At 65.3% G+C, this 25,234-nt stretch carries 21 protein-coding genes and 1 tRNA gene; 17 read left to right on the top strand and 5 right to left on the bottom strand.

Going from position 1 to position 25,234, the window contains the following annotated elements; all coding sequences use genetic code 11:
• Positions 1-363 precede the first annotated feature (363 nt).
• The 15 genes from ACVWW6_RS29430 (at position 364) to ACVWW6_RS29360 (ending at position 19,700) form a co-directional block, all read left to right on the top strand.
• Positions 364-1,293: an ABC transporter substrate-binding protein gene (locus tag ACVWW6_RS29430; RefSeq protein WP_011087235.1), complete on the top strand. Its 930-nt coding sequence runs from the start codon at positions 364-366 to the stop codon at positions 1,291-1,293.
• Positions 1,293-2,915 carry an amino acid ABC transporter permease/ATP-binding protein gene (locus ACVWW6_RS29425; protein WP_456681819.1) on the top strand — a complete coding sequence of 541 codons (1,623 nt, stop codon included), beginning with the start codon at positions 1,293-1,295 and terminating at the stop codon, positions 2,913-2,915. Before ACVWW6_RS29430 ends, ACVWW6_RS29425 begins: the two co-directional genes overlap by 1 nt.
• Before the next feature lie 43 nt (positions 2,916-2,958).
• Positions 2,959-4,200: an acetamidase/formamidase family protein gene (locus ACVWW6_RS29420; RefSeq protein WP_456681818.1), complete on the top strand. Its 1,242-nt coding sequence runs from the start codon at positions 2,959-2,961 to the stop codon at positions 4,198-4,200.
• 280 nt (positions 4,201-4,480) lie between these two features.
• Positions 4,481-6,811, top strand: a complete 2,331-nt coding sequence (locus ACVWW6_RS29415; protein WP_456683196.1) for an acetamidase/formamidase family protein — start codon at positions 4,481-4,483, stop codon at positions 6,809-6,811.
• Between the two features lie 17 nt (positions 6,812-6,828).
• The gene (locus tag ACVWW6_RS29410) at positions 6,829-7,212 is read left to right on the top strand and encodes a RidA family protein (protein WP_011087239.1); all 384 of its coding nucleotides are present in this window, start codon (positions 6,829-6,831) and stop codon (positions 7,210-7,212) included.
• A gap of 1,247 nt (positions 7,213-8,459) precedes the next feature.
• Positions 8,460-9,617: a PspA/IM30 family protein gene (locus tag ACVWW6_RS29405; protein WP_456681817.1), complete on the top strand. Its 1,158-nt coding sequence runs from the start codon at positions 8,460-8,462 to the stop codon at positions 9,615-9,617.
• Positions 9,618-9,627: 10 nt separating this feature from the next.
• Positions 9,628-10,287, top strand: a complete 660-nt coding sequence (locus ACVWW6_RS29400; RefSeq protein WP_456681816.1) for an OB-fold-containig protein — start codon at positions 9,628-9,630, stop codon at positions 10,285-10,287.
• Positions 10,288-10,315: 28 nt separating this feature from the next.
• Complete coding sequence (locus tag ACVWW6_RS29395; protein WP_456681815.1) at positions 10,316-12,010, top strand: flotillin family protein; 1,695 nt, start codon at positions 10,316-10,318, stop codon at positions 12,008-12,010.
• Positions 12,011-12,221: 211 nt separating this feature from the next.
• Entirely contained in the window at positions 12,222-12,590 is a 369-nt protein-coding gene (locus ACVWW6_RS29390; RefSeq protein WP_060912259.1) for a hypothetical protein, read from the top strand.
• A gap of 136 nt (positions 12,591-12,726) precedes the next feature.
• A tRNA-Asn gene (locus ACVWW6_RS29385) sits at positions 12,727-12,801 on the top strand.
• Between the two features lie 217 nt (positions 12,802-13,018).
• Positions 13,019-13,198 (top strand): hypothetical protein, encoded by a 180-nt coding sequence (locus ACVWW6_RS29380; RefSeq protein ID WP_011087243.1) that lies wholly within the window; start codon positions 13,019-13,021, stop codon positions 13,196-13,198.
• A 138-nt stretch (positions 13,199-13,336) separates the two neighbouring features.
• Positions 13,337-13,999 (top strand): protein-L-isoaspartate O-methyltransferase family protein, encoded by a 663-nt coding sequence (locus tag ACVWW6_RS29375; RefSeq protein ID WP_271612597.1) that lies wholly within the window; start codon positions 13,337-13,339, stop codon positions 13,997-13,999.
• Positions 14,000-14,205: 206 nt separating this feature from the next.
• Positions 14,206-15,597 carry a TolC family outer membrane protein gene (locus ACVWW6_RS29370; RefSeq protein ID WP_456683195.1) on the top strand — a complete coding sequence of 464 codons (1,392 nt, stop codon included), beginning with the start codon at positions 14,206-14,208 and terminating at the stop codon, positions 15,595-15,597.
• A 305-nt stretch (positions 15,598-15,902) separates the two neighbouring features.
• Positions 15,903-16,682 carry a PopZ family protein gene (locus tag ACVWW6_RS29365; protein ID WP_456681814.1) on the top strand — a complete coding sequence of 260 codons (780 nt, stop codon included), beginning with the start codon at positions 15,903-15,905 and terminating at the stop codon, positions 16,680-16,682.
• Between the two features lie 141 nt (positions 16,683-16,823).
• Positions 16,824-19,700, top strand: coding sequence for a valine--tRNA ligase (locus tag ACVWW6_RS29360; protein WP_456681813.1), 2,877 nt, complete (start codon positions 16,824-16,826; stop codon positions 19,698-19,700).
• An 89-nt stretch (positions 19,701-19,789) separates the two neighbouring features.
• Here ACVWW6_RS29360 and ACVWW6_RS29355 read toward each other — a convergent pair whose 3' ends face one another.
• A complete protein-coding gene (locus ACVWW6_RS29355; protein ID WP_161534968.1) occupies positions 19,790-20,392 on the bottom strand; it encodes a DNA-3-methyladenine glycosylase in 603 nt (200 codons plus the stop codon).
• A gap of 130 nt (positions 20,393-20,522) precedes the next feature.
• On the opposite strand from ACVWW6_RS29355, the gene lipA reads away from it, so the two are divergent.
• Positions 20,523-21,479 carry a lipoyl synthase gene (gene lipA, locus ACVWW6_RS29350; protein WP_092182026.1) on the top strand — a complete coding sequence of 319 codons (957 nt, stop codon included), beginning with the start codon at positions 20,523-20,525 and terminating at the stop codon, positions 21,477-21,479.
• A gap of 6 nt (positions 21,480-21,485) precedes the next feature.
• The gene (locus tag ACVWW6_RS29345) at positions 21,486-21,956 is read left to right on the top strand and encodes a type II toxin-antitoxin system RatA family toxin (protein WP_027542754.1); all 471 of its coding nucleotides are present in this window, start codon (positions 21,486-21,488) and stop codon (positions 21,954-21,956) included.
• Positions 21,957-22,066: 110 nt separating this feature from the next.
• Here ACVWW6_RS29345 and ACVWW6_RS29340 read toward each other — a convergent pair whose 3' ends face one another.
• Genes ACVWW6_RS29340 through ACVWW6_RS29325 form a run of 4 tightly spaced genes read right to left on the bottom strand, consistent with a single transcriptional unit; the run spans position 22,067 to position 25,227 of the window.
• Positions 22,067-22,882: a c-type cytochrome gene (locus tag ACVWW6_RS29340; RefSeq protein ID WP_028174071.1), complete on the bottom strand. Its 816-nt coding sequence runs from the start codon at positions 22,880-22,882 to the stop codon at positions 22,067-22,069.
• The gene (locus tag ACVWW6_RS29335; protein WP_456681812.1) at positions 22,882-24,504 is read right to left on the bottom strand and encodes a b(o/a)3-type cytochrome-c oxidase subunit 1; all 1,623 of its coding nucleotides are present in this window, start codon (positions 24,502-24,504) and stop codon (positions 22,882-22,884) included. Before ACVWW6_RS29335 ends, ACVWW6_RS29340 begins: the two co-directional genes overlap by 1 nt.
• Positions 24,491-25,054 carry a cytochrome C oxidase subunit II gene (locus ACVWW6_RS29330; protein WP_456681811.1) on the bottom strand — a complete coding sequence of 188 codons (564 nt, stop codon included), beginning with the start codon at positions 25,052-25,054 and terminating at the stop codon, positions 24,491-24,493. Before ACVWW6_RS29330 ends, ACVWW6_RS29335 begins: the two co-directional genes overlap by 14 nt.
• Complete coding sequence (locus ACVWW6_RS29325; protein WP_202633012.1) at positions 25,051-25,227, bottom strand: hypothetical protein; 177 nt, start codon at positions 25,225-25,227, stop codon at positions 25,051-25,053. The genes ACVWW6_RS29330 and ACVWW6_RS29325 overlap by 4 nt, the downstream gene beginning before the upstream one ends.
• Positions 25,228-25,234 lie beyond the last annotated feature (7 nt).

The raw sequence follows: 25,234 nt of genomic DNA, 5'->3' as shown, positions 1-25,234 counted from the left end.
GGCATAGTCACCCTGTGGATATGCTGCGGACAGGCTGTGGAGGGGCGTGATCTGCTTTGGATATCGCACGCAGATGCGTCCGTAACGCGTCACATCTCTGTCAAATGACCCAACCGAATGGTTCCCTGATCGTGCAGACCCCTGCGTGATACGAGATCATTTGGTTCCACCGAATTCGGAATATCGATTCACCGCGCGCAAAGCCTGCGAACAGTTTTTGTGCAGCGGCTTGCCCAAATTGCGGGCCCCCTCCATCCAATTTTTTGTACGCCCGCGGACAAGCTTTCCCCGGCGCACTCCACCTAGGCTCGCTCCCGAGATCTGGAACATGGCCAGTGCCATGACAATTCGAAGGAGCTGGATATGGAGAGACGGGTATTGCCCCAAGTACGGAGGAACGTGCGGCGGGGGATCGCACGCTCATCGTTGCCGTGGCACAAGGCCGCGCTCGGCGCCGCCATCGCTCTCGGCGTTCTCGCCGCACCGCTCAGCGCGCAGGCCGCAGCGCCCGCCGCCTGCGCCGCGCTCCAGGGGAAATATCCGGATTGGAAGGGCAAGACGCTCGTCAACGCCATCAACCCGCACACGCCGGGCTATGAGACGATCGATCCCAAGGACCCTAGCAAGTATATCGGCTTCGACATCGATCTTGGCGAGGCCATCGGCGAATGCCTCGGCTTCAAGCTGACCTACAAGCCCGTGGTGTTCGCGGCGCTCCTGACCACACTCGCCGCCGGACAGGCCGACATCGTCATCTCCGACATCTACGCCACCAAGGAGCGCGCCAAGGCCGCCGACTTCATCACCTACTCGAAGGTGTTCGATGGCGTGCTGGTCGCCAAGGGCAATCCGAAGGGCATCAACGGCATCAACATGTCGATGTGCGGTGCGGCCGCCGCGGAAAACACCGGCTATGTCGAGGTGCCCCTGATCCAGGCGCTGATCCCGGAATGCAAGAAGGCCGGGAAGGCGGAGCCGACCATCCAGCTCTACGACAACAACGCCAACTGCATCCAGGCGATCCTCGCCGGCCGCGCCGACACCTATGTCAACGACGTCAACACCGTCGACAGCGCGGTGAAGGCCTATCCGGACAAGCTGGAGAAGGCGATCGCGGTGACGATCCCGTATTCGGTCGGCATTGCCGTCCCGAAAGACAAGCCGAAATTCCGCGACGCCGTGCTCGCCGCGCTGATCGAGGTGCAGAAGGCCGGCACGCATATGGAGCTTCTCAAGAAGCATGGGCTCGACGTGAACAACTTCAAGGAGCCGGACATCCTGACGGCTGACTGATGTCGCTGTTCCTCCATTACCTGAGCATGCCGTATCTGCTCGAGGGCATCGAGCTCACCCTCGAGGTGACCGCCCTCGGGCTCGGCGGCGGATTGATCCTCGGATTGATCCTCGCCGGCATGCAGCTCTCCCGCTTCTGGCTGCTGGCGGCGATCGCCAGGGCCTACACCGTGATCTTCCGCGGCACGCCGCTGATCCTCCAGATGGTGTTCGCCTACGACGCGCTGCCGCATATCGGCATCAAGCTGCCGGCGGTGCTGGCTGCCGGCCTCGCGCTCGCCTGCAACGAGGCGCCGTTCATCGCCGAGATGCTGCGGGCCGGCGTGCTCGGCGTCGACCGCGGGCAGGTGACCGCCGGCCAGGCGCTCGGCATGACGCCGCGGATCCTGATGTGGCGGGTGATCGCGCCGCAGGCGATCCGCACCATGATCCCGGCCTTCGGCAACGAGGCGGTGAGCGCGCTGAAAAATTCCTCGCTCGCCTCCGTCGTCGCGGTCCAGGAGCTGACGCTGCGCTCGACCCAGCTGGCGTCCTCGACCTTCGACTTCTTCTCGATCTTCTTCGCCTCGGGCCTTCTGTATCTCGTGCTGACCGCCACCATCAGCGTCATCCAGCTGTTCGTCGAATGGCTGCTCGATCTCGACCGTGCCAAGGGCCGCGAGCGCAAGCTTGCTGATTACCTGCCGTGGCGCCGCGTCGATCTCGGCACCAAGCTCGAACTTGCAGCCGTCACCGTTGATGATCCGGAGCCCGCACAAGCAGAGCTCACGGACACCGCGCCGCTGGCGCTGACCCGCGAGGAGCGCACCCGCCGCGCCGCGACGATCGCGCGCAACAACATCGCGGTCGAGGCCAAGGACCTCACCAAGAGCTATGGCCCGCAAAAGGTGCTTAGAGGTCTCGACCTCACGGTCCGCGTCGGCGAGGTGGTCGCGCTGCTCGGCCCCAGTGGCTCCGGCAAGAGCACGCTGCTCCGCTGCATCAATCATCTCGAAAACTGGGACGCCGGCACCGTGCGCGTCGGCGGCCGGCGTCTCGGTTTTGACGACGACGGCAAGCTGCTGTCGCCGCGGGCGATCGCCAACGAGCGGGCGACCGTCGGCGTCGGCATGGTGTTCCAGCAGTTCAATCTGTTTGCCCATTTGTCGGCAAAGGAGAACATCGCCGGTCCTCTGCGATGGGTCCACGGTATGCCCCGGATCGATGCCGAGCGCCGCGCCACCGAGCTGCTCGACCGGGTCGGGCTGTCGCACCGCGCCGATGCGCTGCCGCGGCATCTCTCCGGCGGCCAGCAGCAGCGCGTCGCCATTGCGCGGGCGCTTGCGCCGAACCCCAGCGTGCTGCTGCTGGACGAGCCGACCTCCGCGCTCGATCCCGAGCTCGTCAACGAGGTGCTGGAGGTGATCCGGCGCCTCGCCATCGACGATGGCCTCACCATGATCATCTCGACGCACCAGATCCGCTTCGCCGATGAAGTCGCCGACCGCGTCGCTTTCCTGAGCGGCGGCACGATCATCGAGGAGGGGCCGGCGCACGAGGTGCTCTCCAACCCCCGCAATCCGCTCACCGCGCGCTTCCTCAGCATAATGGAAGCCGACAAGACACCGGAGGCGGTCCGATGAGCGCAGTCTCCACAAGGTTCAAGACTCCCGAAGAGGCCACCTCATGACGCATTTCACGCTGCCGGTTTCGCCGAAAACCGTTCACTGGGGCTATTTCTCCAAAACGGTCGCTCCGGCCCTGACGCTGCGCTCGGGCGACCGCGCCACCATCGAGACGCTGACCCATCACGCCAACGACGATTACGAGCGCATGATCCAGGGCGATCCCGGCGCCGAGAGCGTGTTCCAGTGGACGCGCGAGCACAAGGCGGTGGCGCGGCGCGGCTCGGGCCCCGTCGAAGGCCCGTTCATCCGCGGCGCGGGCGAGGGGATCGGCGTGCACCTCCTCACCGGCCCGGTCGCGATCGAAGGCGCCGAGCCCGGCGACATTCTCGAAGTGCGCATCCTCGATATCAGGCCGCGGCCGAGCTGCAGCGCCTGCCATGCCGGCCGCTGCTTCGGCTCCAATGTCGCAGCGAACTGGGGCTTTCACTACCACGACCTGATCGAGGAGCCGAAGCCGCGCGAGGTCGTCACCATCTTCGAGCTCGACACCTCGGGCGAGCCCTACGCGAAGGCGGTGTACAACTATGTCTGGACGCCGCAGACCGACCCTGATGGCATCGTGCATCCGACCATCGACTATCCCGGCGTCCGCGTCGACCACGCCACCATCAGGAAGCGCGAGAACATCCTCGCAAGCATGAAGGTGCCCGCACGATTGCATTTCGGAACCATGGGCCTTGCGCCGTCGGAAGCCGATTTCGTCAGCTCGATCCCGCCGAGCTACACTGGCGGCAACATCGACGACTGGCGCATCGGCAAGGGCGCGCGGATGTTCTATCCGGTCGCGGTTCCCGGCGCCTATTTCTCGGTCGGCGATCCCCACGCCGCCCAGGGCGACAGCGAGCTCGGCGGCACCGCGATCGAGACCTCGCTGACCGGCGATTTCGAATTCATCCTGCACAAGAGGGCCGATCTGGCCGGCACCAATCTGGAAGGCCTCGACCATCCGATGCTCGAGACCGAGCAGGCCTGGTCGTTCTACGGCTTCACCTATCCGAACTATCTCGCAACCCTCGGTGCCGACGCACAGACCGAGATCGCCAATCACTCGAGCCTCGACCGTGCGATGCGCGATGCGTTCCGCAAGCTGCGCCGGTTCCTGATGACCGTGCACAGCCTCAGCGAGGACGAGGCGATCTCGCTGCTGTCGGTCGGCGCCGATTTCGGGATCACCCAGGTGGTCGATGCCAATTGGGGCGTCCACGGCACGATCCGCAAGAACATCTTCCGGTGCGACTAATCTCTCCGTCTTGTCATTCCGGGGCGACGCAAAGCGTCGAACCTGGAATCCATTTCACCACCGTCTTCTGCACCCGATGGATTCCGGGTTCGCGCTTCGGCGCGCCCCGGAATGACGAGCGTCAAGACGAGCTCATCATGCTCTAACATGTTGAAAGTTAGACTGTTTTCGGAATGAACAGATGACCAGCGAGCCCCATTTGCGGCCCGTCGCAGCGACGGAGGATCGCGTGCGTCTGGCACAGAGGTTGCTTCGATCAACTGCAATCTGGGTTGATCCGATGAGCTTCCGGCCGTTCACGAGCGAGTCCTACGCGCAAGACGACCGCCCCGAAGCCTGGCGGGACGTGCTGGCTGCCGTCGGCCTGCAACCGGCGACCGGCCATTCCTTCCTTGACGGACATGCAACCGCATCGCATCGCCATACTGCGGGCGTCGCGCTGACGCGCATGGCCGCGGGCGCGCAGACCATCGGTCCGCTCTCGCAATTCAACGAAGACATTCCGATCGCACTGATGCCGGTCGAGGACGGCATGGTGCTGAAGAGCGCCGGCGGCCACCGCATCGTTCCCGTCGGACATCTCGTGCTGCTGCCGCGCATCGGGGACTGGAGCATCGTGTTCCAGCGCGACATGCGCGCGATCGTGCTGTCGGTGACCTCCGAAGCGCTGCACGGGCGCTTCTCGGGCAAGCCGCGGCTCGGCGAGCCCCGCGTCGTGCCGCCCGGCGGCTTTGCCGATGTGTTCGCGCGCCTGCTCGATGCGACCGCGCGCACGCTCGACAGCTTGAGCGATGCCGAATGGAATGCGGTCGCGCAGAGCCTCGTCGATCTCCTCCTGACGCTCGCGCATCAACTGGCGGCCTCGACGTCCGAGGCTGGCTCGAGCGCGACACAGGCGGCGCTCCTGCACCGGATCTGCCAGACCATCGAGCGCCGGCTCGACGATCCCGAGCTGGTGCCCGCGCGCGTCGCTGAGGCCGAGGGGATTTCCGAGCGCTACCTGCAAAAGCTGTTCGAGACGGTCGGCGATAATTTCACCCACTACGTCCGCGAACGCCGGCTCCAGCGCGCCTGGGCCGACCTGTCCAATCCGGCGGAGGCGCATCGCTCGATCTCGGAGATCGCCTACGCCTATGGCTTTGGCGATTCCGCGCATTTCAGCCGCGCCTTCCGCCATCGCTTCGGTCTGCCGCCGCGCGAGTTTCGCCAGCAGGAGGCGGAGCGGGCGACCTCGCAGCACGGCGTCGCCGGTCAGCGTGGCTGGCCGCAGGAGGCGCTGGCGCAGCTCCGGGTGCATCCGAGCGTGGAGGCACGCAGCAGCGTCGCGTGTGCCGGCGCCGAGGAGCGCACAACAACGGAGCGCAGGCATCACCATCTCCCGGTCGAGGCCAGCCGCGTCCATTGGGGCTATTTCAGCCGCTCATTGCAGCCACAGATCGAGATCGCTTCGGGTGACACCATCACCATCGAGACGCTGACCCAACACGCCTCCGACGCACCCGACATGATGATCGCGGGCGATGCCGGCGCCGAGAGCGTGTTCGGATGGACGCGCGATCGAAAGAACGTCGATCGCCGCGGGGCAGGGCCGATGGATGCCAGCGTGTTCGGCCGCGGCGCCGGCGAGGGGTTTGGCGTGCACATCTGCACCGGGCCCGTCGCGGTGAAGGACGCCCAGCCCGGCGACGTTCTGGAAGTGCGCATCCTCGACATCGTGCCGCGCGCAAGCCGCAATCCGATCCATGTCGGCCGCGTGTTCGGCTCCTCGGTCGCGGCGTGGTGGGGCTATCACTACAACGAGTTTCTCGGCGGTCCGAAGCCGCGCGAAGCCGTGACGATCTACGAGATATTTGACGACACCGACGCGCCGCACGCCCGCGCGCTGTATTCCTACCGCTGGGAGCCCCAGACCGATCCGTTCGGCGTGGTGCACGCGACCTACGACTATCCCGGCATTCCCGTCATGCCCGCCACGATCAAGCGCCGCCACGCCGTGCTCGACGGAATCCGCATTCCCTTGCGGCCGCATTTCGGCGTGATCGCGGTGGCGCCGCGCGAGGTCGATTTCGTCGACTCCGTGCCGCCGTCCTATTTCGGCGGCAATCTCGACAATTGGCGGCTGGGGAAGGGGGCGGCCGTCTATCTTCCGGTCTCCGTCCCCGGCGCGCTGCTGTCGGTCGGCGATCCCCACGCAGCCCAGGGCGACGGCGAACTCAGCGGCACCGCGATCGAGTGCTCGATGACCGGCACCTTCGAGGTGATCCTGCACAAGAAGGCCGACCTTGCCGGCCAGCCTTTCGCCGATCTCTCCTATCCCCTGATCGAGACCACGACCGACTGGGTGTTGACCGGCTTCAGCCATCCCAACTATCTCGCCGAGTTCGGCGCGCAGGGGCAGAGCGAGGTCTACGCTAAATCCTCGCTCGACCTTGCCATGAAGGATGCCTTCCGCAAGATGCGGCGCTTCCTGATGAACGTGAAGGGCCTCAGCGAGGACGAGGCGATCGCGCTGATGTCGGCCGCCGTCGATTTCGGCGTCACGCAAGTCGTCGATGGCAATTGGGGCGTGCACGCCATCCTCAGCAAGCGCCTTTTCGAGAACGCCTCCTAACCCCAAGGATATCCCAAGTGAAATTCCACATGATCAGCGGCGGACCGAAGCCGGTCGCGCCCTTCAGCCACGCCGTCGAGACCGACGGCTTTGTCTTCGTCACCGGCCAGATGCCGGACACGCCGCAGTCGCCGGGCGTGCTGCCCGACGGCATCGTGGCGCAGACGCGAGCAGTGATGGAGAACCTGAAAGTGGTTTTGGCCGGCATCGATCTCGGCCTCGAGCACGTCGTGATGACGCGGATCTACCTCACGCGTTTCAAGGAAGACTACGCCGCGATGAACGAGACCTACCGCACCTACTTCGCGCCCGACCGGCTGCCGGCCCGCACCTGCGTCGGCGTCACCGGGCTTGCCTATGACGCGCTGATCGAGATCGACCTGGTGTGCCGGCGGCCGTGAGGCATGTGTGCTTTGTAGGGTGGGTTAGCCGAGCGGCTGCGCGAAGCGCTGGTCGGCTGGCGTAACCCACCACTTCTGCTTCTGCGGAGATAGACAGTGGTGGGTTACGCTGCGCTAACCCACCCTGCGACCCCACAATCCCTTGCGTTGCCCGTCGGGCAAGACACCCAAGCCGCGGGTCAATCCGCTCAGGCGAAAAGATTCCACTTTACCGAAATTCGGCTTTGGCGTATTCGTGCGCCACCTCATCCCGGTCAGAGGGGCGTATCGCGATCGTCACGACACGCGGGGTGAGCTGCGGTGGACGCCAGTCACATCGGCGCGAGGGCATCGCAGGGCGGGCAACCGTGAGCGAAGGCCGTCGCGCACACGACCGGTGTGATTTGCGTACGGCAAAACCGTGTCGTCCTGGCGCCCGGGGTCTGTGCGCCAAGTCTTGCGGTGATGCGGCGGCCCGACCGGGCACTCGCATCAGCGATCCGCAAGGCGACGGGCGCAATAGTGCATCGCTCCCCGGGGAGAGCGCGGCATAAGCCGTCAAACCACTGCGCAGGGAAGGCCGGTTGTTATGGCTTCACCTGTATGCCGCTGTGCAGATTTTCGTAGCCACCTTTCGCACAGTGGACCTCGGGTGCCAGTCGGCACCCGGTCTTCCCTGCGCCCTTTGAGAGGAGGGTGACGAGATGAGGCAAAAGCTCGGGCGAGATGAGCCGCGAGGACACGAAGGTGTGTCTGCAAGGTCGTAGGATGGGTACAGCACTTGCGAAACCCATCATGCTTCGGCGCGCGCAGAAAAAGCTTTGATGGGTTTCGCTTCGCTCTACCCATCCTACGAATACTCCGTCATTGCGAGCGCAGCGAAGCAATCCGGACTGCCGCCGCGGAAAGATTCTGCTTCGCTGCGCTCGCAATGACGGCGCTAAGAGAGTCGAGCCCCAATTCTGGTCTCGTGCCCCGGACGCTGCGCAGCACGAAGTGACGCGCTGCAGAGCCGGGCCCATGCCACAGCGTACGTTGCGGCTTCCTGGGTCCCGGCTTTGCGCCGCAACGTTTCACGTTGCAGCGCGTCCGGGACACGAGAGCGAGCAGCAAGCACCAAGCACCGTTGCCGAACGCTCCCTCCATTTCGCCTCAAATTGCAACCCGCGCGTGCAAGAAGTCTTGATCGGCTGTGATCTAGGGGTGATCGCCAGCCTTGAACGCGCCAAAGCCCGTCAGCGACCAACTCATAGAGTGCATAAGGATCAGTGGAACGTGATCGGCCTGGAAACGCGCCGTCCGCGCTGCGTTACAGGCTTGCCCCTGACCCGGCCGCCAAGGCCGCCATGGAGGCGACATTCCAGGCCTATGACCGCATGATGGAGATCCTGGACGAGGTTGCGCGGACCCATAACGTGGGTTCCAACGTGGTCCTGCTCCACGCCCATGCCTATGAGCCGATCCGGAAAGCAACCGCACTGCCGTCGCGGCTGGTGACGCTGGGTCTGCGCGACCGCGCCGACTATCGCGCCGCGCAAGGGCGCCGCCTGCCGCTCGACGACAAGCTCGCCAAGATCAAGGGGCCCGCCACCATTTCGATTGCGACCGTGCAAGGGCGCTTCAGCGTGCCCTTCGACTACGCCGGTTATGCCGAGGGCTGGGGGCAGAGCGCGCCCGCACACCTGATCCGCACCGACGACGGCTTTGAAGTTCACTACGGCGTCACGCCGAACAGTCTGCCAGAGGAGGAGAATGCCATGGATACCATCGCTGCCGCCCCCGACAATTTCCTGTCCCGGGTCGGGCGCCTGATCGCCGGGATCGCCTATGACGCGATCGAGCAGGCGGAAGGCAAGAACAAGCTGAAAGTGGTCGGCCAGGCCATCCGCGAGATCGAGCGCGCCGAAGCTGAGGCCCGCGACGCGCTCGCGGCGGCGCGCGCCGAGGAATACCGCCTCAACGCGCGGCGCACCGAGATCGAGCGCGAGATGACCGATCTCACGGCCAAGATCGAGAGCGTGATCGCGGACGGGCGTGATGATCTTGCGCGCGCCGGCATCGCGCGCCAGATGGATCTGGAGGCGCAGTTCGAGGTGCTCTCCCGCGCCATCGACGAGAACAACGAGAAGATCGAGAGTAGCGTGACGTCGCTGCGCGCCGTGCTGTCGGCCTTGCAGGATGCCGAGCAGCGCCGCGCGGATCTCGAAAAGAGCGAGGCCCACGCAAGCCACCAGGCCGCGACGTCACCCCGGAAGCCCGGTGGTGCCTCGGCTGCGGCGAAGGCGCTGCGTGCGGGCAGGGCGGTGGCGCGCGCCACCGGCGTGCCGGCTGCCATCCCGTTTTCAAGCGACATCGACGAGCTCAGCACGTTGCATCGCGACAAGGAGATTGCAGCGAGGCTGGCGCGGTTGAAGTCGCGCTCCTGAGTAATGTGTCATGAGCGCACTGCTCGAACACGTCATGGCGCCCGAGGTCCGGCCGTTCGCGATCGCGGCGGCCATGATCGTCATCGTCGGCTCGCTCGAGGTGGTCACGATGCTGGTCGGGGCCTCGTTGAGCGAGATGCTGGGCACCAGCATCGATTTCAGTCACCCCAGCGACAACGGCGTGCTCAACGCCATTTCCTGGATCAATGTCGGTGGCGTGCCGCTGCTGATCTTCCTGCTGCTGGCGCTCGGCGCGTTCTCGATCACCGGCTTCCTGATCCAGGACGTCGCGCGGATGGTCGCCGGTCCCATGCCGGCGACGGTCGCCTCGATCGGGGCCGTCGCCGTCTCGGTTCCGCTGGTCCGCGCCGCCAGCCGCGGCATCGCGCGGGTCATTCCCAAGGATGAAAGCTATGTCGTCGGTCTCGGCGACCTCGTCGGCCGCGTCGGCGAGGTCGTCATCGGTCCGCTCGACCAGGGGCCGCCGGGCCGTGTCAGCGTCGCCGACGTCCACGGCAACAGGCACTTCGTCTGGGCGGTCGCAGCGCCCGCATCTGGACCATTGGAGCAGGGAACCATGGTCCTGCTGGTGGATCGCGCCGGCACCCGCTTCGTCGCGGTCAGGGCCGACGATGAACTCAAGCCGTCCAAGCCGACTCTAAGCACTTAGCCAGCCAAGCTCATTAGCGGAGAAAGTCATGTTCGACATCGCAGTCCCGGCCATGATCGGCGTCGCGCTGATCGTCGTCCTGGGGATCGTCTTCACCATCCTTTACAAGCGCGCCACGCGCGACGAGGCCTTCGTGCGCACCGGCCTCGGCGGCAAGAAGGTCGTGCTCGACGGCGGCGCGATGATCCTGCCGATCTTCCACTCCTATGCCAGCGTCAATCTGAAGACGTTGCGGCTCACCGTCGAGCGCAAGGAGCGGGAATCCCTGATCACCAAGGACCGCCTGCGCGTCGACATCGTGGCCGAGTTCTACGTGCGCGTCCGTCCCGACGACGAGAGTATTGCGCTCGCCAGCCAGACGCTGGGCGCGCTGACCAATGACGCCGAAGCCCTGCGTAACCAGGTCGAGGCAAAATTCGTCGACGGCCTGCGTTCGGTGGCGGCCACCATGTCCATCCTCGAACTGCAGGAAAAGCGCAGCGATTTCGTCAAACACGTGCAGGCGACCGTGGAGTCGGACGTAAAATCGAACGGTCTCGAGCTTGAATCGGTGTCGCTGACCAAGCTCGACCAGACGGATGTGAAGTTCTTCAACCCTGAAAATTTCTTCGACGCCGAAGGTCTCACCCAGCTCAAGACCATCACCGAAACCCGCCGGCGTGACCGCAACGCCATCGTGCGAGACAACGAGGTGGCGATCGCCCAGAAGGACCTCGAGGCGCGGCAGCAGACGCTGACCATCGAACGCACCAAGAAGGAAGCCGAGCTCTCCCAGGAGCGCGACATCGCCAACAAGACCGCCAGCACCCGTGCGGAAGTCGCGACGGCAACGCAGACAGCGCGCCTGACCGAGGAGAACGCCCGCATCGACACCGACCGGGCGGTCGCCGAGAAGGAGGCCGGCGCCAAGCAGGTCAAGGAGACCGCCGTGATCGAGTCGGATCTGGCGATCAACAAGCGCAAGACCGACGCGCAGCGCGAGATCCAGATCGCGACCCAGGAGAACGAGATCCAGATCGCGGCCAAGAGCAAGCAGACCTCGGAAGCCGTCGCCGAGGCCAAGACGGCCGAGGCGATCGCCGTCTCCGCGGAGGAAAAGGTCGTGACCGCGCGTGCCGTCGAGGTCGCCGATCGTGCCCGTCTCACCCAGGTGCTTGCCGCGCGCACCGAGGCCGAGCGCAAGTCGACCGAGGTGATCGTGGCGGCCGAAGCCGAGAAGAAAGCCGCGCTCGATCGCGCCGAGGCCACCAAGACGCTGGCGACGGCGGAGGCCGAGTCCAACAAGATCAAGGCGGTCGGCGTCCGGAACATCGGCGAGGCGGAAGCTGCCGTCATCACCATGAAGAACGAGGCGCAGAACAAGCTCGGCAGCAACGTCATCGACTTCGAGATCGCCAAGAAGCGGATCGAGATCATGCCGTCGGCCCTCGCCGAGATGGTCAAGCCGATCGCCAACCTGAAGGACGTCCGCATCCTGCACACCGGCGGCGCATTCGGCGGCAATGGCGCCGGCGGAGGCAATGTCGGCTTCGGCGAAGGGCTCGCGGGCGAGCTGCTCAAGGTGCACGCGCTGCGTCCGATGATCGACGAGATCCTGCGCCAGAGCGGTTTTGCGCCGGGCGATGATCCCGTGCAGGCGCTGGTCGGCGCCGTGACGGGCAAGAGCAACGGCGCCGCTGTGCCGGCGCCCGCGGCGGAGAAAACGAACGCCGCCGATCTATGAACGCCCGTTCATTGCTGCGGAGAATTCGAATCGATAAGAAATCCCTGTGCGCGTCTCGCGTCGCGCACAGCTCCGGAGTGCTGATCGAGGCGTGTTGAACGTTTCGATCACGCTCCGGACGAACCGTTGGAGGCAACGCCATTGGTTGCCGCGGCGCCTGCGCCGATCGACGTCAGGCGCTTAAAGCCTGTTTCGATCGGGGGAATTTCACATGAAGTATTTTCTGGCTGCACTGGTCGCGATCGGTCTTTCGATCGCCGCCACACCGTCGTTCGCGGCGGACGCCCGCAACGTCACCGTCGTCAACGAGACCGGCTATGCCATCAAATTCCTGGGCTTCAACGCGCCGGACGATGGCCTGGACGAATGGGACAACGAACTCGACAAGGTTTTGCAGAACCAGGCGAGCACCTATGTCGAGTTCGACGATGACGACGAGGGATGTGTCTGGAACATCCGCGTCGACTGGCAGAACTACGACGAGTCGGTGCTCTGGAAGAACGTCAACCTCTGCAAGTTCACCGCGCTGCGGCTGCGCTACGACTCCGGCACCAAGACCACGTCCTTCGTCGCCGAATAGTTTTCCGCCCGACATGGCCGGAGGAGGGGCCGTCCGGCCCTTCCTCAGGCGCGTTGCGGAAGATGACGAATTCGTCCTTTGCAAGCGCAACCGGCTTTGTTATACGCAGCCGCGCGCGAACGAACGGTTCGCCCTTTCCTCGGTAGCTCAGCGGTAGAGCATCCGACTGTTAATCGGATGGTCGCTGGTTCGAATCCAGCCCGGGGAGCCAAATTCCGTCTTAATTTCAGTAGCTTGCAGTCGCGCCTTGATGTGGCGTGCGATGTCGCTCGGGCCATCTCTCAGCACGGTGCGTGCCCGAATCCGACGCAGAATCGTGTTCAAGCAAACGTGTCCCGACCGCTGCTTCGCCACCGTGCGGCTTGGCACCAAATCGACTTAATTCAAATCAAGCTTGGCAGGGCCGGACCCTTACGGAGCTGATTCCCATGCCCCACATCCAGATCGACCGTGCCCACCTGGCTCCCTCGATTCTGCCGGCCGACATTCCCGAGCTCAGCGACGACGAATGCATCGCCTGCCTGGCGCGCGCGGTCGAGACGCCCGATTCGGCGCGGCTGGACGAGGTCGCCGCCCTGATCGGCCGCCTCGCGGTGACGATCGAATAGTCCATCGCCCCCTGATGCGGCGAGTCGCGGAGGCGTTGGCCGGCGGAGGCCAACGGCCATGTTGCGTTTTCGCCGGGCATGTTCCAAAGATGCCGGCAACTTTCGTCCGCGGCATCGTCCGCATTTCAGGGTCCGCAAATGTCCGGTTTCTCGACCGCGCGCCTCAAAATGGTCGATGGCCAGGTGCGCACCAACGACGTCACTGATCGCCGTGTCCTCGACGCCATGCTCACGGTTCCGCGCGAGGCCTTCGTGCCGGCGAGCCGCCAGGCCTTGGCCTATCTCGACCTCGACCTCGATGTGAGCGAGGGCGGCGGCAAGCGGTTCCTGATCAAGCCGCAGCTGACCGGTAAGCTGCTCCAGGCCGCCGAGATCGGCGAGGGTGACAACGTGCTGGTGGTCGGCTGCGCCACGGGCTACCTCGCGGCACTGGCCGCCAAGCTGGCGGGTCGGGTTACCGCGACGGAATGCGATTCGGCTCTCGTTGCGAAAGCCAAGGACGCCTTCGCCGCCCTCGGGCTCGCCAATGTCACTTGCAAGGCCGCTTCCTGCACCGAGGGTGACCCCTCTGCCGCACCGTATGATGTCATTATCCTCAATGGCGCTGTCGAGGTGACGCCGGAAGGGCTGCTCGGGCAGCTCAGGGAAGGCGGGCGTCTGGTGGGGGTATCTGCCGAATCCCGGCCGCCGCGGGCCGTGATCGTGACCCATACCCACGGCGAATTCGGCCATCGGGCGCTGTTCGATGCCGCCGCCCCGGTCCTCCCAGGGCTGGAACGGGCCGCCGCCTTCGTCTTCTGACGCTCCAAAGCCCGTTAAAATCCCGTTCTGAATCAGAAGTGTGGCCGGGATGCTGCACGTGAAGAGTTTCCACCGAGAACTACCTTGAGGTAGTTCCGTCGCGCCAATCCGCGTCCTATGTTGCGACGGGGCAACGACTCCACTCGGTAGACGGTAACCCAGCTCGCGGGCACGAGCCGGACGTTAGAATGAACGGAATTTTTGGGATGCATGGGGTGAAGCTCTTCACCGGAGCTGCGGTTTCGGTCTTGGTGCTGGCGCTTGCCGGGCCGACGCCTGCCTTGGCGGACACGATCGAGGCCGCCTTGGTGCGCGCCTATCAGAACAATCCGCAGCTCAACGCACAGCGCGCCCAGGTGCGCTCGACTGACGAAAACGTGCCGCAGGCCTTGTCAGGCTATCGTCCCAAGGTCGCGCTGACGGCGAGCACCGGGTATCAATATCAGGATATCCAACAGGTGCAGAGGGGCCCGGGGATCCATGAACCCAATCCTCTTCAGCCCAACGCCGCCAGCCTGACCATCAACCAGACGCTCTACAACGGCAATCAGACCGCCAACAGGACGCGCGCTGCGGAGAGCCAGGTCTCAGGGTCTCGCGAGGGGTTGCGCGTGCTCGAGCAGACCGTTCTGCTGCAGGCCGCCAGCACCTACATGGACTACCTGCGTGATGCGGCAACGCTCGAAGTTCAGCGCAGCAACGTGCGCGTGCTCGAACAGACGCTCAAGCAGACGCGCGATCGCTTCAATGTCGGCGAGGTTACCCGCACCGACGTGGCGCAATCCGAAGCGCAGCTGGCTGCGGGCAGGACGCAGGCTCTGACCGCTGAATCGAATCTCACGACGACGCGCGCGAACTTCCGCCGGATCATCGGCAACGAGCCGACGAATCTTGCCCCGGGCTCGCCGGTCGACCGCTTCCTGCCCGCGACGATCGCCGCCGCGGTCAATCTCGGTTTGGTCGAGAACCCGAGCGTCACGGCTGCGATGTACGGCATCGACGTCAACTATCTCCAGGTCAAGATCAACGAAGGCGCGCTGCTGCCGACGGTCACGGTTCAGGCGGGCATCACCCAGCAGTTCCAGCAGACTCTGACCGTCTTCCGAACGACGACCGCTTCCGCCATCGCGACGGCTTCCGTGCCGATCTATCAGGGCGGCATCGAATATTCGCTCATCCGCCAATCGAAAGAGAACCTGGCGCAGCAACGCCTGAATCTTGAAACCACTCGCGATCAGACCCGCGCCAACATTGTGCAGGCCTGGGGCCAGCTGGAGGCCGGCAAGGCGCAGGTGCAGTCCGCGCAGGCGCAGGTCACGGCCTCCGAAATCGCGCTGAACGGCGTGCGCGAGGAAGCCAAGGCCGGCCAGCGCACCACGCTCGACGTGCTCAACGCGCAGCAGGCGCTGGTGAACGCACGCGTTGCGCTCGTCACTGCGCAGCATGACCGCGTGGTGGCGTCCTATTCGGTGCTCAACGCGGTCGGCCGTCTCGCGCCGCAGGTGCTCGGTCTCAACACCACGGTCTACGATCCGAGCGTGCACTACCAGCAGATCCGCGACAGCTGGGCTGGTGTGCGCACGCCCGACGGGCGCTGATTCCCATAAGTGTCCGGTCAGCCTCGCAAACAGCCGAGGCCGACCGGCGCTTTGCTTGCAATCATCAAAATCCCTGACATAGCCTTGCCAAGAAGATGCGGGTCGATTCGCCCCCGCACTGATGTCGTGTGCGTAAAGCTTGAGTGCCGAGGGCAGGGGCGCACCGCCGCACGTTGAGCCGTGATCTGGGGACAAGTCGGCCTGCCGCGACGAAAATGTCGGGGCGTCCGTTGCGGAACCGGCCAATCCTGCCGTGCTTGGTGTAAAACAACGCATGCGAGGGCGTTGATGATGTGGAGTCGGAGATGACGCAGCCTGCAAAGGTCACAGAACCCTCGATGGAGGAGATTCTGGCCTCGATCCGGCGCATCATTGCCGACGACGAGGCCAAGCCGCCGCCGGCAGACACCGCGAAGCCCGAGAAAGCCGCGGCGCCGGCAGCGCCGCCGAAGCCGATGAACGACATTCCGCCATCCAAGGTCGCACCCGCCAAGCCCGCTGCCGAGAAGCCCGCCCCGCCGCCGGCCGCAAAGCCGGCGCCGCCCCCGCCGCCTGCACCTGCCGCGGATGTCGGGCCGAACAGCCAGGACGATATCGATGCGCTGCTGGCGGGGCTCGACACAGCCACGTCAGCGCCCGAGGTCCGCGCTCCGGAACCTGAGCCGGAGCCCGAGCCCGACGTGCTCGAATTGACCGACGACATGGCGATGGACCCGGAGCCGACGCCGCCTCCGCCGCCGCCGAGCTTCCGCAAGGTCGAGCCGCGCGACGATCTCGAATTCGCCGAATCGCCGCCACCGCGCCCGGCGTCGCCGCCGTCCTACGCGTCGGTGGATTTCGATGCGCCGCCGCCGCCGCTGCCGCCGCAGCAGCCGATCCTGGCGCAATCGACGGTCTCGGCGGTCGAATCCGCCTTCAACTCGCTGGCTCATACGGTGCTCAGCAGCAACGCGCGGACGCTGGAGGACCTGGTCAAGGAGATGCTGCGCCCGATGTTGAAGTCGTGGCTCGACGACAACCTGCCGGGCCTGGTTGAACGCATCGTCAAGGCCGAAATCGAGCGGGTCTCGCGCGGCGGCAGGTAGCGCCGGCCGCGGAGCCCTCATAAAGCCCCGCTTGTACGTCACATTTGGCCTCTCGACCGGGCCGGGAAGCCGTTTTGCCGCCAGGCTCTCCGTTGACCTTTTCGTTGACTTGCCCCCCGCGCGCGGCTTTCTAGCAGCCCCATGATCGAGAAAAATTACCAGCCCGCCGATATCGAAGCCCGTATGTCCGTGGTGTGGGAGGACAGCCTTGCCTTCAAGGCCGGCCGCCCCGACCGCCGCGACGCAGTGCCCTTTACCATCGTGATCCCGCCACCGAACGTGACGGGCTCGCTGCATATGGGCCACGCCCTCAACAACACGCTCCAGGACATCCTGTGCCGGTTCGAGCGCATGCGCGGCCGCGACGTGCTGTGGCAGCCCGGCACCGACCATGCCGGCATCGCCACCCAGATGGTGGTCGAGCGGCAGCTGATGGAGCGCCAGCAGCCTGGCCGCCGCGAGATGGGCCGCGAGAAGTTCCTGGAGCGGGTCTGGCAGTGGAAGGCCGAGAGCGGCGACACCATCATCAACCAGCTCAAGCGCCTCGGCGCGTCCTGCGACTGGTCGCGCGAACGCTTCACCATGGACGAGGGCCTGTCCAAGGCCGTCATCAAGGTGTTCGTCGAGCTGCACCGCGATGGCCTGATCTACAAGGACAAGCGGCTGGTGAACTGGGACACCAAGCTCTTGACCGCGATATCCGATCTCGAAGTGCAGCAGACCGAGGTCAAGGGCAGCCTCTGGTATCTGCGCTATCCGATCGAGGGCAAGACCTTCAGCCCCGAGGATCCCTCGAGCTTCATCGTCGTAGCCACGACGCGCCCGGAGACCATGCTCGGCGACACCGGCGTCGCCGTGCATCCCGATGACGAGCGCTATCAGAAGCTGATCGGCAAGCACGTCATTCTGCCGCTGGTGGGCCGCAAGGTCGAGATCGTCGCCGACGACTATTCCGATCCGGAGAAGGGCTCGGGCGCGGTGAAGGTGACGCCGGCGCACGACTTCAACGACTTCGAGGTCGGCAATCGCCACGGCCTGCGCCGGATCAGCGTGCTCGACAAGGAAGGTTGCCTCGATCTCCTCGACAACGAGGACTACCTGCGCGACCTGCCGGAAGGCGCCGCGCAATTCGCCGAGGAGTTCAACAAGGTTGACCGCTTCGTTGCGCGCAAGCGCATCGTCGAGCGGCTGGAATCGTTCGGCTTCGTCGAGCGGATCGAGCCGCACACCCACATGGTGCCGCACGGCGATCGCTCCAACAGCGTGATCGAGCCGTACCTGACCGACCAGTGGTATGTCGACGCCAAGACACTCGCAAAGCCCGCGATCGCGGCGGTGCGTTCGGGCGAAACCAGCTTCGTGCCGAAGAACTGGGAAAAGACCTATTTCGAGTGGATGGAGAACATCCAGCCCTGGTGCATCTCGCGCCAGCTCTGGTGGGGCCACCAGATCCCGGCCTGGTACGGGCCGGACGGCAAGGTGTTCGTCGCCGAGACCGAGGAGGAGGCGATCAGCCACGCGCTCGGCTACTACGTCGAGCAGGAGGTCATCACGGCCGAGCAAGGCCGTGAGATGGCGCTCGACCGCAACAAGCGCGAGGGCTTCATCACCCGCGATGAGGACGTGCTCGATACCTGGTTCTCCTCGGCGCTGTGGCCGTTCTCGACGCTGGGCTGGCCCGAAGACGCACCCGAGGTGCAGCGCTACTACCCGACCAACGCGCTGGTGACCGGCTTCGACATCATCTTCTTCTGGGTCGCCCGCATGATGATGATGGGCCTGCACTTCATGAAGGAAGTGCCGTTCTCGACGATCTACATCCACGCCCTCGTCCGCGACGAGAAGGGCGCCAAGATGTCGAAGTCGAAGGGCAACGTCATCGATCCGCTCCACCTGATCGACGAATACGGTGCGGACGCGCTGCGCTTCACGCTGGCCGCGATGGCGGCGCAGGGACGCGACATCAAGCTCGCCACCAGCCGCGTCGAGGGCTACCGCAATTTCGCGACCAAGCTCTGGAATGCGTCCCGCTTTGCCGAGATGAACCACTGCGCCGTGCCCGAAGGCTTCGAGCCGGCGAAGGCGAAGGAGACGCTGAATCGCTGGATCGCGCATGAGAGCGCACACACCACGCGCGAGGTGACCGAGGCGATCGAGGCCTATCGCTTCAACGATGCCGCCGGCGCGATCTACCGCTTCGTCTGGAACGTCTATTGCGACTGGTATGTCGAGCTCGCAAAGCCCGTGTTGCTTGGCCCGGACAGCCCCGCCAAGGACGAGACCCGCGCCATGGTCGCCTGGGCACGTGACGAGATCCTGAAGCTGCTGCACCCCTTCATGCCCTTCATCACCGAAGAGCTGTGGGAGGTGACGGCGAAGCGCGACGGCCTGCTGGCGCTGGCCGCGTGGCCGCTGAAGCCGGCCGAGCCGACGCCGGAGCAACTGGCGATGTTCGCCGCAGCCGCCGGGCCGACCGATCCGTTGATCTCGCCGGCCCTGATCGTGCCGATCTTCGACCATGCCGACTTCACCGATCCCAAGGCTGAAGCCGAGATCGGCTGGGTGATCGACCTCGTCACGCAGATCCGCTCGGTGCGCGCCGAGATGAACATCCCGCCGGCGACGCTGACCGCGCTGGTGCTCGCCGGCGCGTCGACCGAGACCAGGGAGCGCGCGCCGCGCTGGAGCGACGTCATCAAGCGTATGGCGCGGCTGTCGGACATCTCCTTCGCCGACCGCGCGCCTGACGGCGCCGTCCAGCTCCTGGTGCGCGGCGAGGTGGCCGCGCTGCCGCTCAAGGGCGTGATCGACGTTGCCGCCGAACGCACCCGTCTCGACAAGGAGATCGGCAAGGCCGACGCGGACATCAAGCGCGCCGAGTCCAAGCTGGCGAACGAGAAATTCGTCGCCAACGCGGCCGAGGAGGTCGTCGAGGAGGAGCGCGAAAAGCGCGAGGCGGCGCTGGCCCGCAAGGCCAAGCTGCTGGAGGCGCTGGAGCGGCTGAAGCAGGCGTCGTAGCCTCGCTGTCATTCCGGGGCGGCTCGAAGAGCCGAACCCGGAATCTCGAGATTCCGGGCTCGCGTCTTCGACGCGCCCCGGAATGACAACTACTTCGGAAACGGCTTGCTCAGAAACTTCGAGCCCTTGACGCCATAGCGCCAGGGCAGCTCGACAGCCTTGGTGATGCCGATCCGGATGCCTGTCGCCACCTCCAAATCCTCCGTCCGCGCATGCAGCGCGATCGGCGGCCGGTCCAGCGGCAGGGCATTGTGCGCGATGGTGATGCCGAGCGCCTCCGTCAGCTTGCCCGGGCCCGAGCACAGCGCGTGCAAGTCCTGGAGATGACGGCGGCGGCGCATTGCGGCGATGCCGTGCGTCGGCTCCAGCGCCCGGATCAGCACCGCCGCGGCCGAGCCTTCCGCCTCGCAGACGAAGTTCACGCACCAGTGGATGCCGTACGAGCGGTAGACATAGGCAAAGCCGGGCGGGCCGAACATGACCTGGTTCCGCGGCGTCGGGCCGTTGTAGGAGTGCGCCGCCGGCTCGGTATGATGATAGGCCTCAACCTCGACGATGAGGCCGCCGACGCCATCGACCAGCATGGTGGCGCCGATCAGGTCGTGGGCGACCTCGCGGACGCTGCGGCCAAAAAAGGCGCGCTTCAGGGGCTTGCCGAGCCGCGGGGGAGAAGTCTTCGAGGTTGGAGCCATTCGAGGTGAGAATCGTCTGAGAACAGAGCAGGATATTGCCCATATCTGCCATGTTCCCTGAAGCGGTGCGAGCCGGGTTGCGATGCCGGGCAAGACCGACTAGGTAGGACCTGAACAGACCGGACACCTCATGGTCGTTATTGTCGATACCATCTCGAACCCGCTGCGCCCGCGCCACCCCGAAAAGGTGAATCGCCCCGATTCCGCTTCACCGCCGAAGCCGGACTGGATCCGCGTGCGCGCGCCCAACACCCGCGGCTATGCCGACACCCGCAACATCGTGAGGGCGAACGGCCTGCACACGGTGTGCGAGGAGGCGGGCTGCCCGAATATCGGCGAGTGCTGGGACAAGAAGCACGCGACCTTCATGATCATGGGTGACACCTGCACCCGTGCCTGCGCCTTCTGCAACGTCAAGACCGGCCTGCCCAACGCGCTGGATGCGGCCGAGCCGCAGAACGTCGCCGAGGCTGTGGCCAAGCTGGGCCTCGCCCACGTCGTCATCACCTCGGTCGACCGCGACGACCTCGCCGATGGCGGCGCCGAGCATTTCGCCCAGACCATCCGCGCCATCCGCGCCGCATGCCCCTCGACCACGATCGAGATCCTGACGCCTGACTTCCTGCGCAAGGAAGGCGCGCTGGAGGTCGTCGTCGCGGCGAGGCCCGACGTCTTCAACCACAATCTCGAGACCGTGCCGTCGCGCTATCTCACGGTACGCCCCGGCGCGCGCTACTTCCATTCGATCCGGCTGTTGCAGCGGGTCAAGGAGCTCGATGCGTCCATCTTCACCAAGTCCGGCATCATGGTGGGCCTGGGTGAGGAGCGCCACGAGGTGCAGCAGGTGATGGACGATCTGCGCTCGGCCGATGTCGACTTCCTGACCATCGGGCAATATCTCCAGCCGACCCGTAAGCATCACGCGGTGATGCGCTACGTGCCGCCGGACGAGTTTTCGTCCTATGAAAAGGTCGCCTACACCAAGGGCTTCCTGATGGTGTCGGCGAGTCCGCTCACCCGCTCGTCGCATCATGCCGGCGAGGATTTCGCGAGACTGAAGGCTGCGCGGGCAGCTCACGCCCGCTGACGTATCATGCATCGAGTTTCGAGCAAGCACCGCGTCAACCACAGTGCGTCCGAGATGTTTGATCTGGTCGCCGATGTCGAGCGCTACCCGGAGTTCGTGCCGCTGTGCAGCGCGCTGAAGGTCCGCCAGCGCATGGCGAAGCCCGACGGCACCGAGGTGCTGGTCGCCGACATGACGGTGTCGTTCAAGCTGGTCAAGGAATCCTTCACCAGCCGCGTGACGCTCGACCGTGCCAACCTGAAAATCCTCGTCGAATATCTGCAAGGCCCGTTCCGTAATCTGGAAAACCGCTGGACGTTCGAGCCCAAGGGCGAGGGCGTCTGCGACGTCGGGTTCTTCCTCGCCTACGAGTTCAAGAGCCGCATGCTGGCGATGCTGATGGGCTCGATGTTCGACGCCGCGTTCGCGCGGTTTTCCACCGCGTTCGAGAAGCGCGCGGATGCGATCTACGGCCGGCCGAAGCTGGCGTCGACGTAAGGCGTAGCCTCTCCGCCGTCATTGCGAGGAGCTATTGCGACGAAGCAATCCAGAGCCTTTCCGCGGATGGATTCTGGATTGCTTCGCTACGCTCGCAATGACAGCGGGGCTCAATCAACGGCCTTCACGATATCCGGCGGCTGCGAGGCATAATACGCCGCGGCCTGCTCGATCTCCTGTGGCGTCATCGCGCGGGCGATGTTGCGCATCTGCTGGCTGATGTCGTTGCGCCGCTCGCCTGAGGCGAAGGCCTGCAGCTGCGCCTTCATATAGGCCTCGGATTGCCCCTCCAGCCACGGGCTGCCGGTCTTGTTGTCGAGGCTGCCATGGCAGGCGCCGCACGGCGCGATGCCGCGGATCGGCGCGCCGTAGATGACGATGTTGGGTTTCGGCAGAAGCGGCGTCGGATGATAGGCTGGTAGCCGCGGCAGATAGGCGTAGTAGTTCGCGAGGTCGGCGATCTCCTGGTCGGTCAGGTTGACGGCAAACGGCGACATCACGGCATTGGTGCGCGCGCCTGAGCGGAAATCGTGCAGCTCCTTGTAGATCACGGCCGCATACTGACCGGCGAGGTTGGGCGAGTCCGCGCGGCTGATGCCGGTCGGGCCATGGCAGATCGCGCAGCGCTGCGCGAGCGTGGCGCCGCGGCCAATCGCCTCCTGGCTCGGACGCGACAGCGTGTGCGAGGTGAGCACGACCTCCGACAGACGCATGCTCTGCTCGGGCGCCGTCACGCTTGCCGCGCGCCGCGGCACGCCGGCGGCGCTACAGATCGCATCCCAGACATTGGCGAACTGCACCCAGGGCTGCGCGAAGGGCAGCACGATGAAGCCTGCGATCGCCGTCACGACGAGGATCGCGGCGGTGATGCCAACGCCAATCTTGAAATGGCCGTTACGGAAGGTGAAGAGGTCGCGCGTGCTCATCACTGCGCTCCCACATAGACGGCCGGCACCGACGTGCCCTCGGTCAGTGCCAGCGTCAGGATCGGATAGCCGTAATTGGTGATGGTCAGGGCGATCATCAGCGCCACCCACAGCGCATGGGTGTTGAGCGCGACCGGCACCGTCGCCGGCTGATGCACCGCCAGCGCGAAGCGATAGGGGCCGGCATCAGCCTGAGGCGCACGCATCCCTCGGGCCAGAATGACCAGGAACAGGATGCCCGAGGTCAGCAGGATGAAACCGCCGATCGCGGAGAATGTGACGGAGAGCGCCTGCGGCGCGATCGCGGGATCGCCGAAGTCGAAATAGGCCATGCGGCGCGGCATGCCCAGGATGCCGACCCAATGCCACGGGAAGGTCGTGACAATCATGCCGATGAACCACAGCCAGAGCTGGGTGCGGATCAGGCGGAGGTCGGTCAGCTCGCGCCCGGTCAGATGCGGCCACAGATCATAGGCGATCGCGAAATACATGATCACGATGGCGCCGCCGAAGATCAGGTGGAAATGGCCGGTGATCCATTGCGTGTTGTGGATCGACGCATCGAGCTGATAGCTCATGTTGATGAGGCCGCCGGCGCCGCCGAAGCCGAGCATGACGAACGAGAACGCGAGCGCCAGCATCATCGGATTGTCCCAGGGCAGCGCCCGGATCCAGCCGAACAGGCCGCGGCCGCCGCGCAGGCGCGCCGCGATCTCGACCGAGGCGCAGATCGTGAACACCGTCAGTAGCGTCGGCAGTGCGACCAGTGCGGTGAAGGCCGAATGGATGAACTTGAAGCCGGCGCCGACCTGCGGATCGGCGAAGGTGTGGTGCATGCCGATCGGCATCGCCACCACCAGGAACAGGATGAAGGAGATCCGCGCCATGCTGTCGGAATAGACCCGGCCGCCGATCGCGCGCGGCACGATGGTGTAATAGGCGATGTAGGTCGGCATCAGCCAGAAATAGACGATGGCGTGCAGCGTCCAGGAGAAGAACACGCGGGCAAGACCGGCGTCGATCGTCGCCTTCAGCCCCGCCGCGACCGGAATGATCTGGAGCAACAGCTCGAGCGCGGCACCGACCGCGGTCCACGCCCACAGATAGGAGCCGGCGACATTGGCGAACATCGCGAGCGGCACCGGCGCGCCGGGATGGGCTTTTCGCCAGACGCGCAGATTGACCGACATCAGCGCGACCCAGATCCATGAGCCGACCACGACCAGCACGACACCGAGGTAGTAGAAGACGTTGCCGATCAGCGGCGGATAGAAGGTGTAGAGCACCGAGGCGCGCCCGAGCGCGATCGGGATCACGGCCATGATGCTGCCGGCAACGATCAGCCAGAAGCCGGCCCAGGCCCAGCGCACGCCGACCAGGCGCTGCTCCAGCGCGGACTCGCTGATGGCGTAGCCAAAACCCATCGCGACCAGGGTCGGGAACACGTAGCCCATCACCGTGCCGTGCGCCGTCAGAGAGCGGTAGTAGAGCTCGGGGTTGGAGAGCCAGGTGCCGATCGGGCTGCGGATGAACATTTGCCAGGCGCCGAGCGTCAGCGCGACGCCGAACAGCGCAAACGCAAACCAGAAATGGGCGAGGATGAGCTTCCTATTGGCCAACACAGCTCAGCCTCCCGCCGCCCTTCGCCCGATCGGCGAAGTCGGTCTTGTCGATCACCTTGACCTTGCCCCACATGCCCTCGTGGCCGAAGGAGCAAAACTCCTGGCAGGGCATCAGATAGTCGCCGGTCCTGGTAAAGCGCATCAGCTGCTCTGAGATGTAGCCCGGCACCAGCATGGTGTTGACATTGGTGCCCTGGATCAGGATGCCGTGCACGACGTCGGCGCTGGTGGCGCGGAGCGTGATCGGCGTGTCCACGGGCACCACGATGCAGGCCGGCGTGAAGGAATATTGCTGGCCGATCGCGCGCACCGTGACGTTGCCGTTGGCCTCCAGCACGCTGCCGAGATTGCTCTCGACGAATTCACCGGAAAGATGAATCCGCGAGGGATCGGTGGTCTCGACACGCGGTTGCGGCATGGTCGCGCGATGGATGCCGGCGAACGCCGCCAGCACCGCCATACCAACGATGATGATCACGGCGATGGTCGCCCAGCGCCGCTCGACGCGGGCCGCGACCTCGGCGCTGCGATGGGTGTCCTCTGCGCTCATTGCAGCGATCCGCGCGGCAGGAAGACGAACAGATAGAAGGCGAGCCACATCGCGACCACGCAGGCCGTAGCGATGCCGGCGAGCACGATCGCGCCGGACGGGCCTTGCGCGACGACCTCCTCGACAGCCTCGTCGGCCGCGGCTGGGCTGGTCGGCGGATCGGAATTGATCATGATGGAT

This window comes from Bradyrhizobium sp. USDA 3311, from assembly GCF_054062495.1.
Note: the sequence above shows the minus strand (reverse complement) of the source record. Positions and strands in the feature narration are given on the sequence as shown.

What these genes read in the sequence shown, in the direction of transcription:
- ACVWW6_RS29430 (WP_011087235.1), top strand. Translation starts at nt 364, where the DNA reads ATGGAGAGACGGGTATTGCCCCAAGTACGGAGGAACGTGCGGCGGGGG.
- ACVWW6_RS29425 (WP_456681819.1), top strand. Translation starts at nt 1,293, where the DNA reads ATGTCGCTGTTCCTCCATTACCTGAGCATGCCGTATCTGCTCGAGGGC.
- ACVWW6_RS29420 (WP_456681818.1), top strand. Translation starts at nt 2,959, where the DNA reads ATGACGCATTTCACGCTGCCGGTTTCGCCGAAAACCGTTCACTGGGGC.
- ACVWW6_RS29415 (WP_456683196.1), top strand. Translation starts at nt 4,481, where the DNA reads ATGAGCTTCCGGCCGTTCACGAGCGAGTCCTACGCGCAAGACGACCGC.
- ACVWW6_RS29400 (WP_456681816.1), top strand. Translation starts at nt 9,628, where the DNA reads ATGAGCGCACTGCTCGAACACGTCATGGCGCCCGAGGTCCGGCCGTTC.
- ACVWW6_RS29395 (WP_456681815.1), top strand. Translation starts at nt 10,316, where the DNA reads ATGTTCGACATCGCAGTCCCGGCCATGATCGGCGTCGCGCTGATCGTC.
- ACVWW6_RS29390 (WP_060912259.1), top strand. Translation starts at nt 12,222, where the DNA reads ATGAAGTATTTTCTGGCTGCACTGGTCGCGATCGGTCTTTCGATCGCC.
- ACVWW6_RS29380 (WP_011087243.1), top strand. Translation starts at nt 13,019, where the DNA reads ATGCCCCACATCCAGATCGACCGTGCCCACCTGGCTCCCTCGATTCTG.
- ACVWW6_RS29375 (WP_271612597.1), top strand. Translation starts at nt 13,337, where the DNA reads ATGTCCGGTTTCTCGACCGCGCGCCTCAAAATGGTCGATGGCCAGGTG.
- ACVWW6_RS29370 (WP_456683195.1), top strand. Translation starts at nt 14,206, where the DNA reads ATGCATGGGGTGAAGCTCTTCACCGGAGCTGCGGTTTCGGTCTTGGTG.
- ACVWW6_RS29365 (WP_456681814.1), top strand. Translation starts at nt 15,903, where the DNA reads ATGACGCAGCCTGCAAAGGTCACAGAACCCTCGATGGAGGAGATTCTG.
- ACVWW6_RS29360 (WP_456681813.1), top strand. Translation starts at nt 16,824, where the DNA reads ATGATCGAGAAAAATTACCAGCCCGCCGATATCGAAGCCCGTATGTCC.
- ACVWW6_RS29355 (WP_161534968.1), bottom strand. Translation starts at nt 20,392, where the DNA reads ATGGCTCCAACCTCGAAGACTTCTCCCCCGCGGCTCGGCAAGCCCCTG.
- lipA (WP_092182026.1), top strand. Translation starts at nt 20,523, where the DNA reads ATGGTCGTTATTGTCGATACCATCTCGAACCCGCTGCGCCCGCGCCAC.
- ACVWW6_RS29345 (WP_027542754.1), top strand. Translation starts at nt 21,486, where the DNA reads ATGCATCGAGTTTCGAGCAAGCACCGCGTCAACCACAGTGCGTCCGAG.
- ACVWW6_RS29340 (WP_028174071.1), bottom strand. Translation starts at nt 22,882, where the DNA reads ATGAGCACGCGCGACCTCTTCACCTTCCGTAACGGCCATTTCAAGATT.
- ACVWW6_RS29330 (WP_456681811.1), bottom strand. Translation starts at nt 25,054, where the DNA reads ATGAGCGCAGAGGACACCCATCGCAGCGCCGAGGTCGCGGCCCGCGTC.
- ACVWW6_RS29325 (WP_202633012.1), bottom strand. Translation starts at nt 25,227, where the DNA reads ATGATCAATTCCGATCCGCCGACCAGCCCAGCCGCGGCCGACGAGGCT.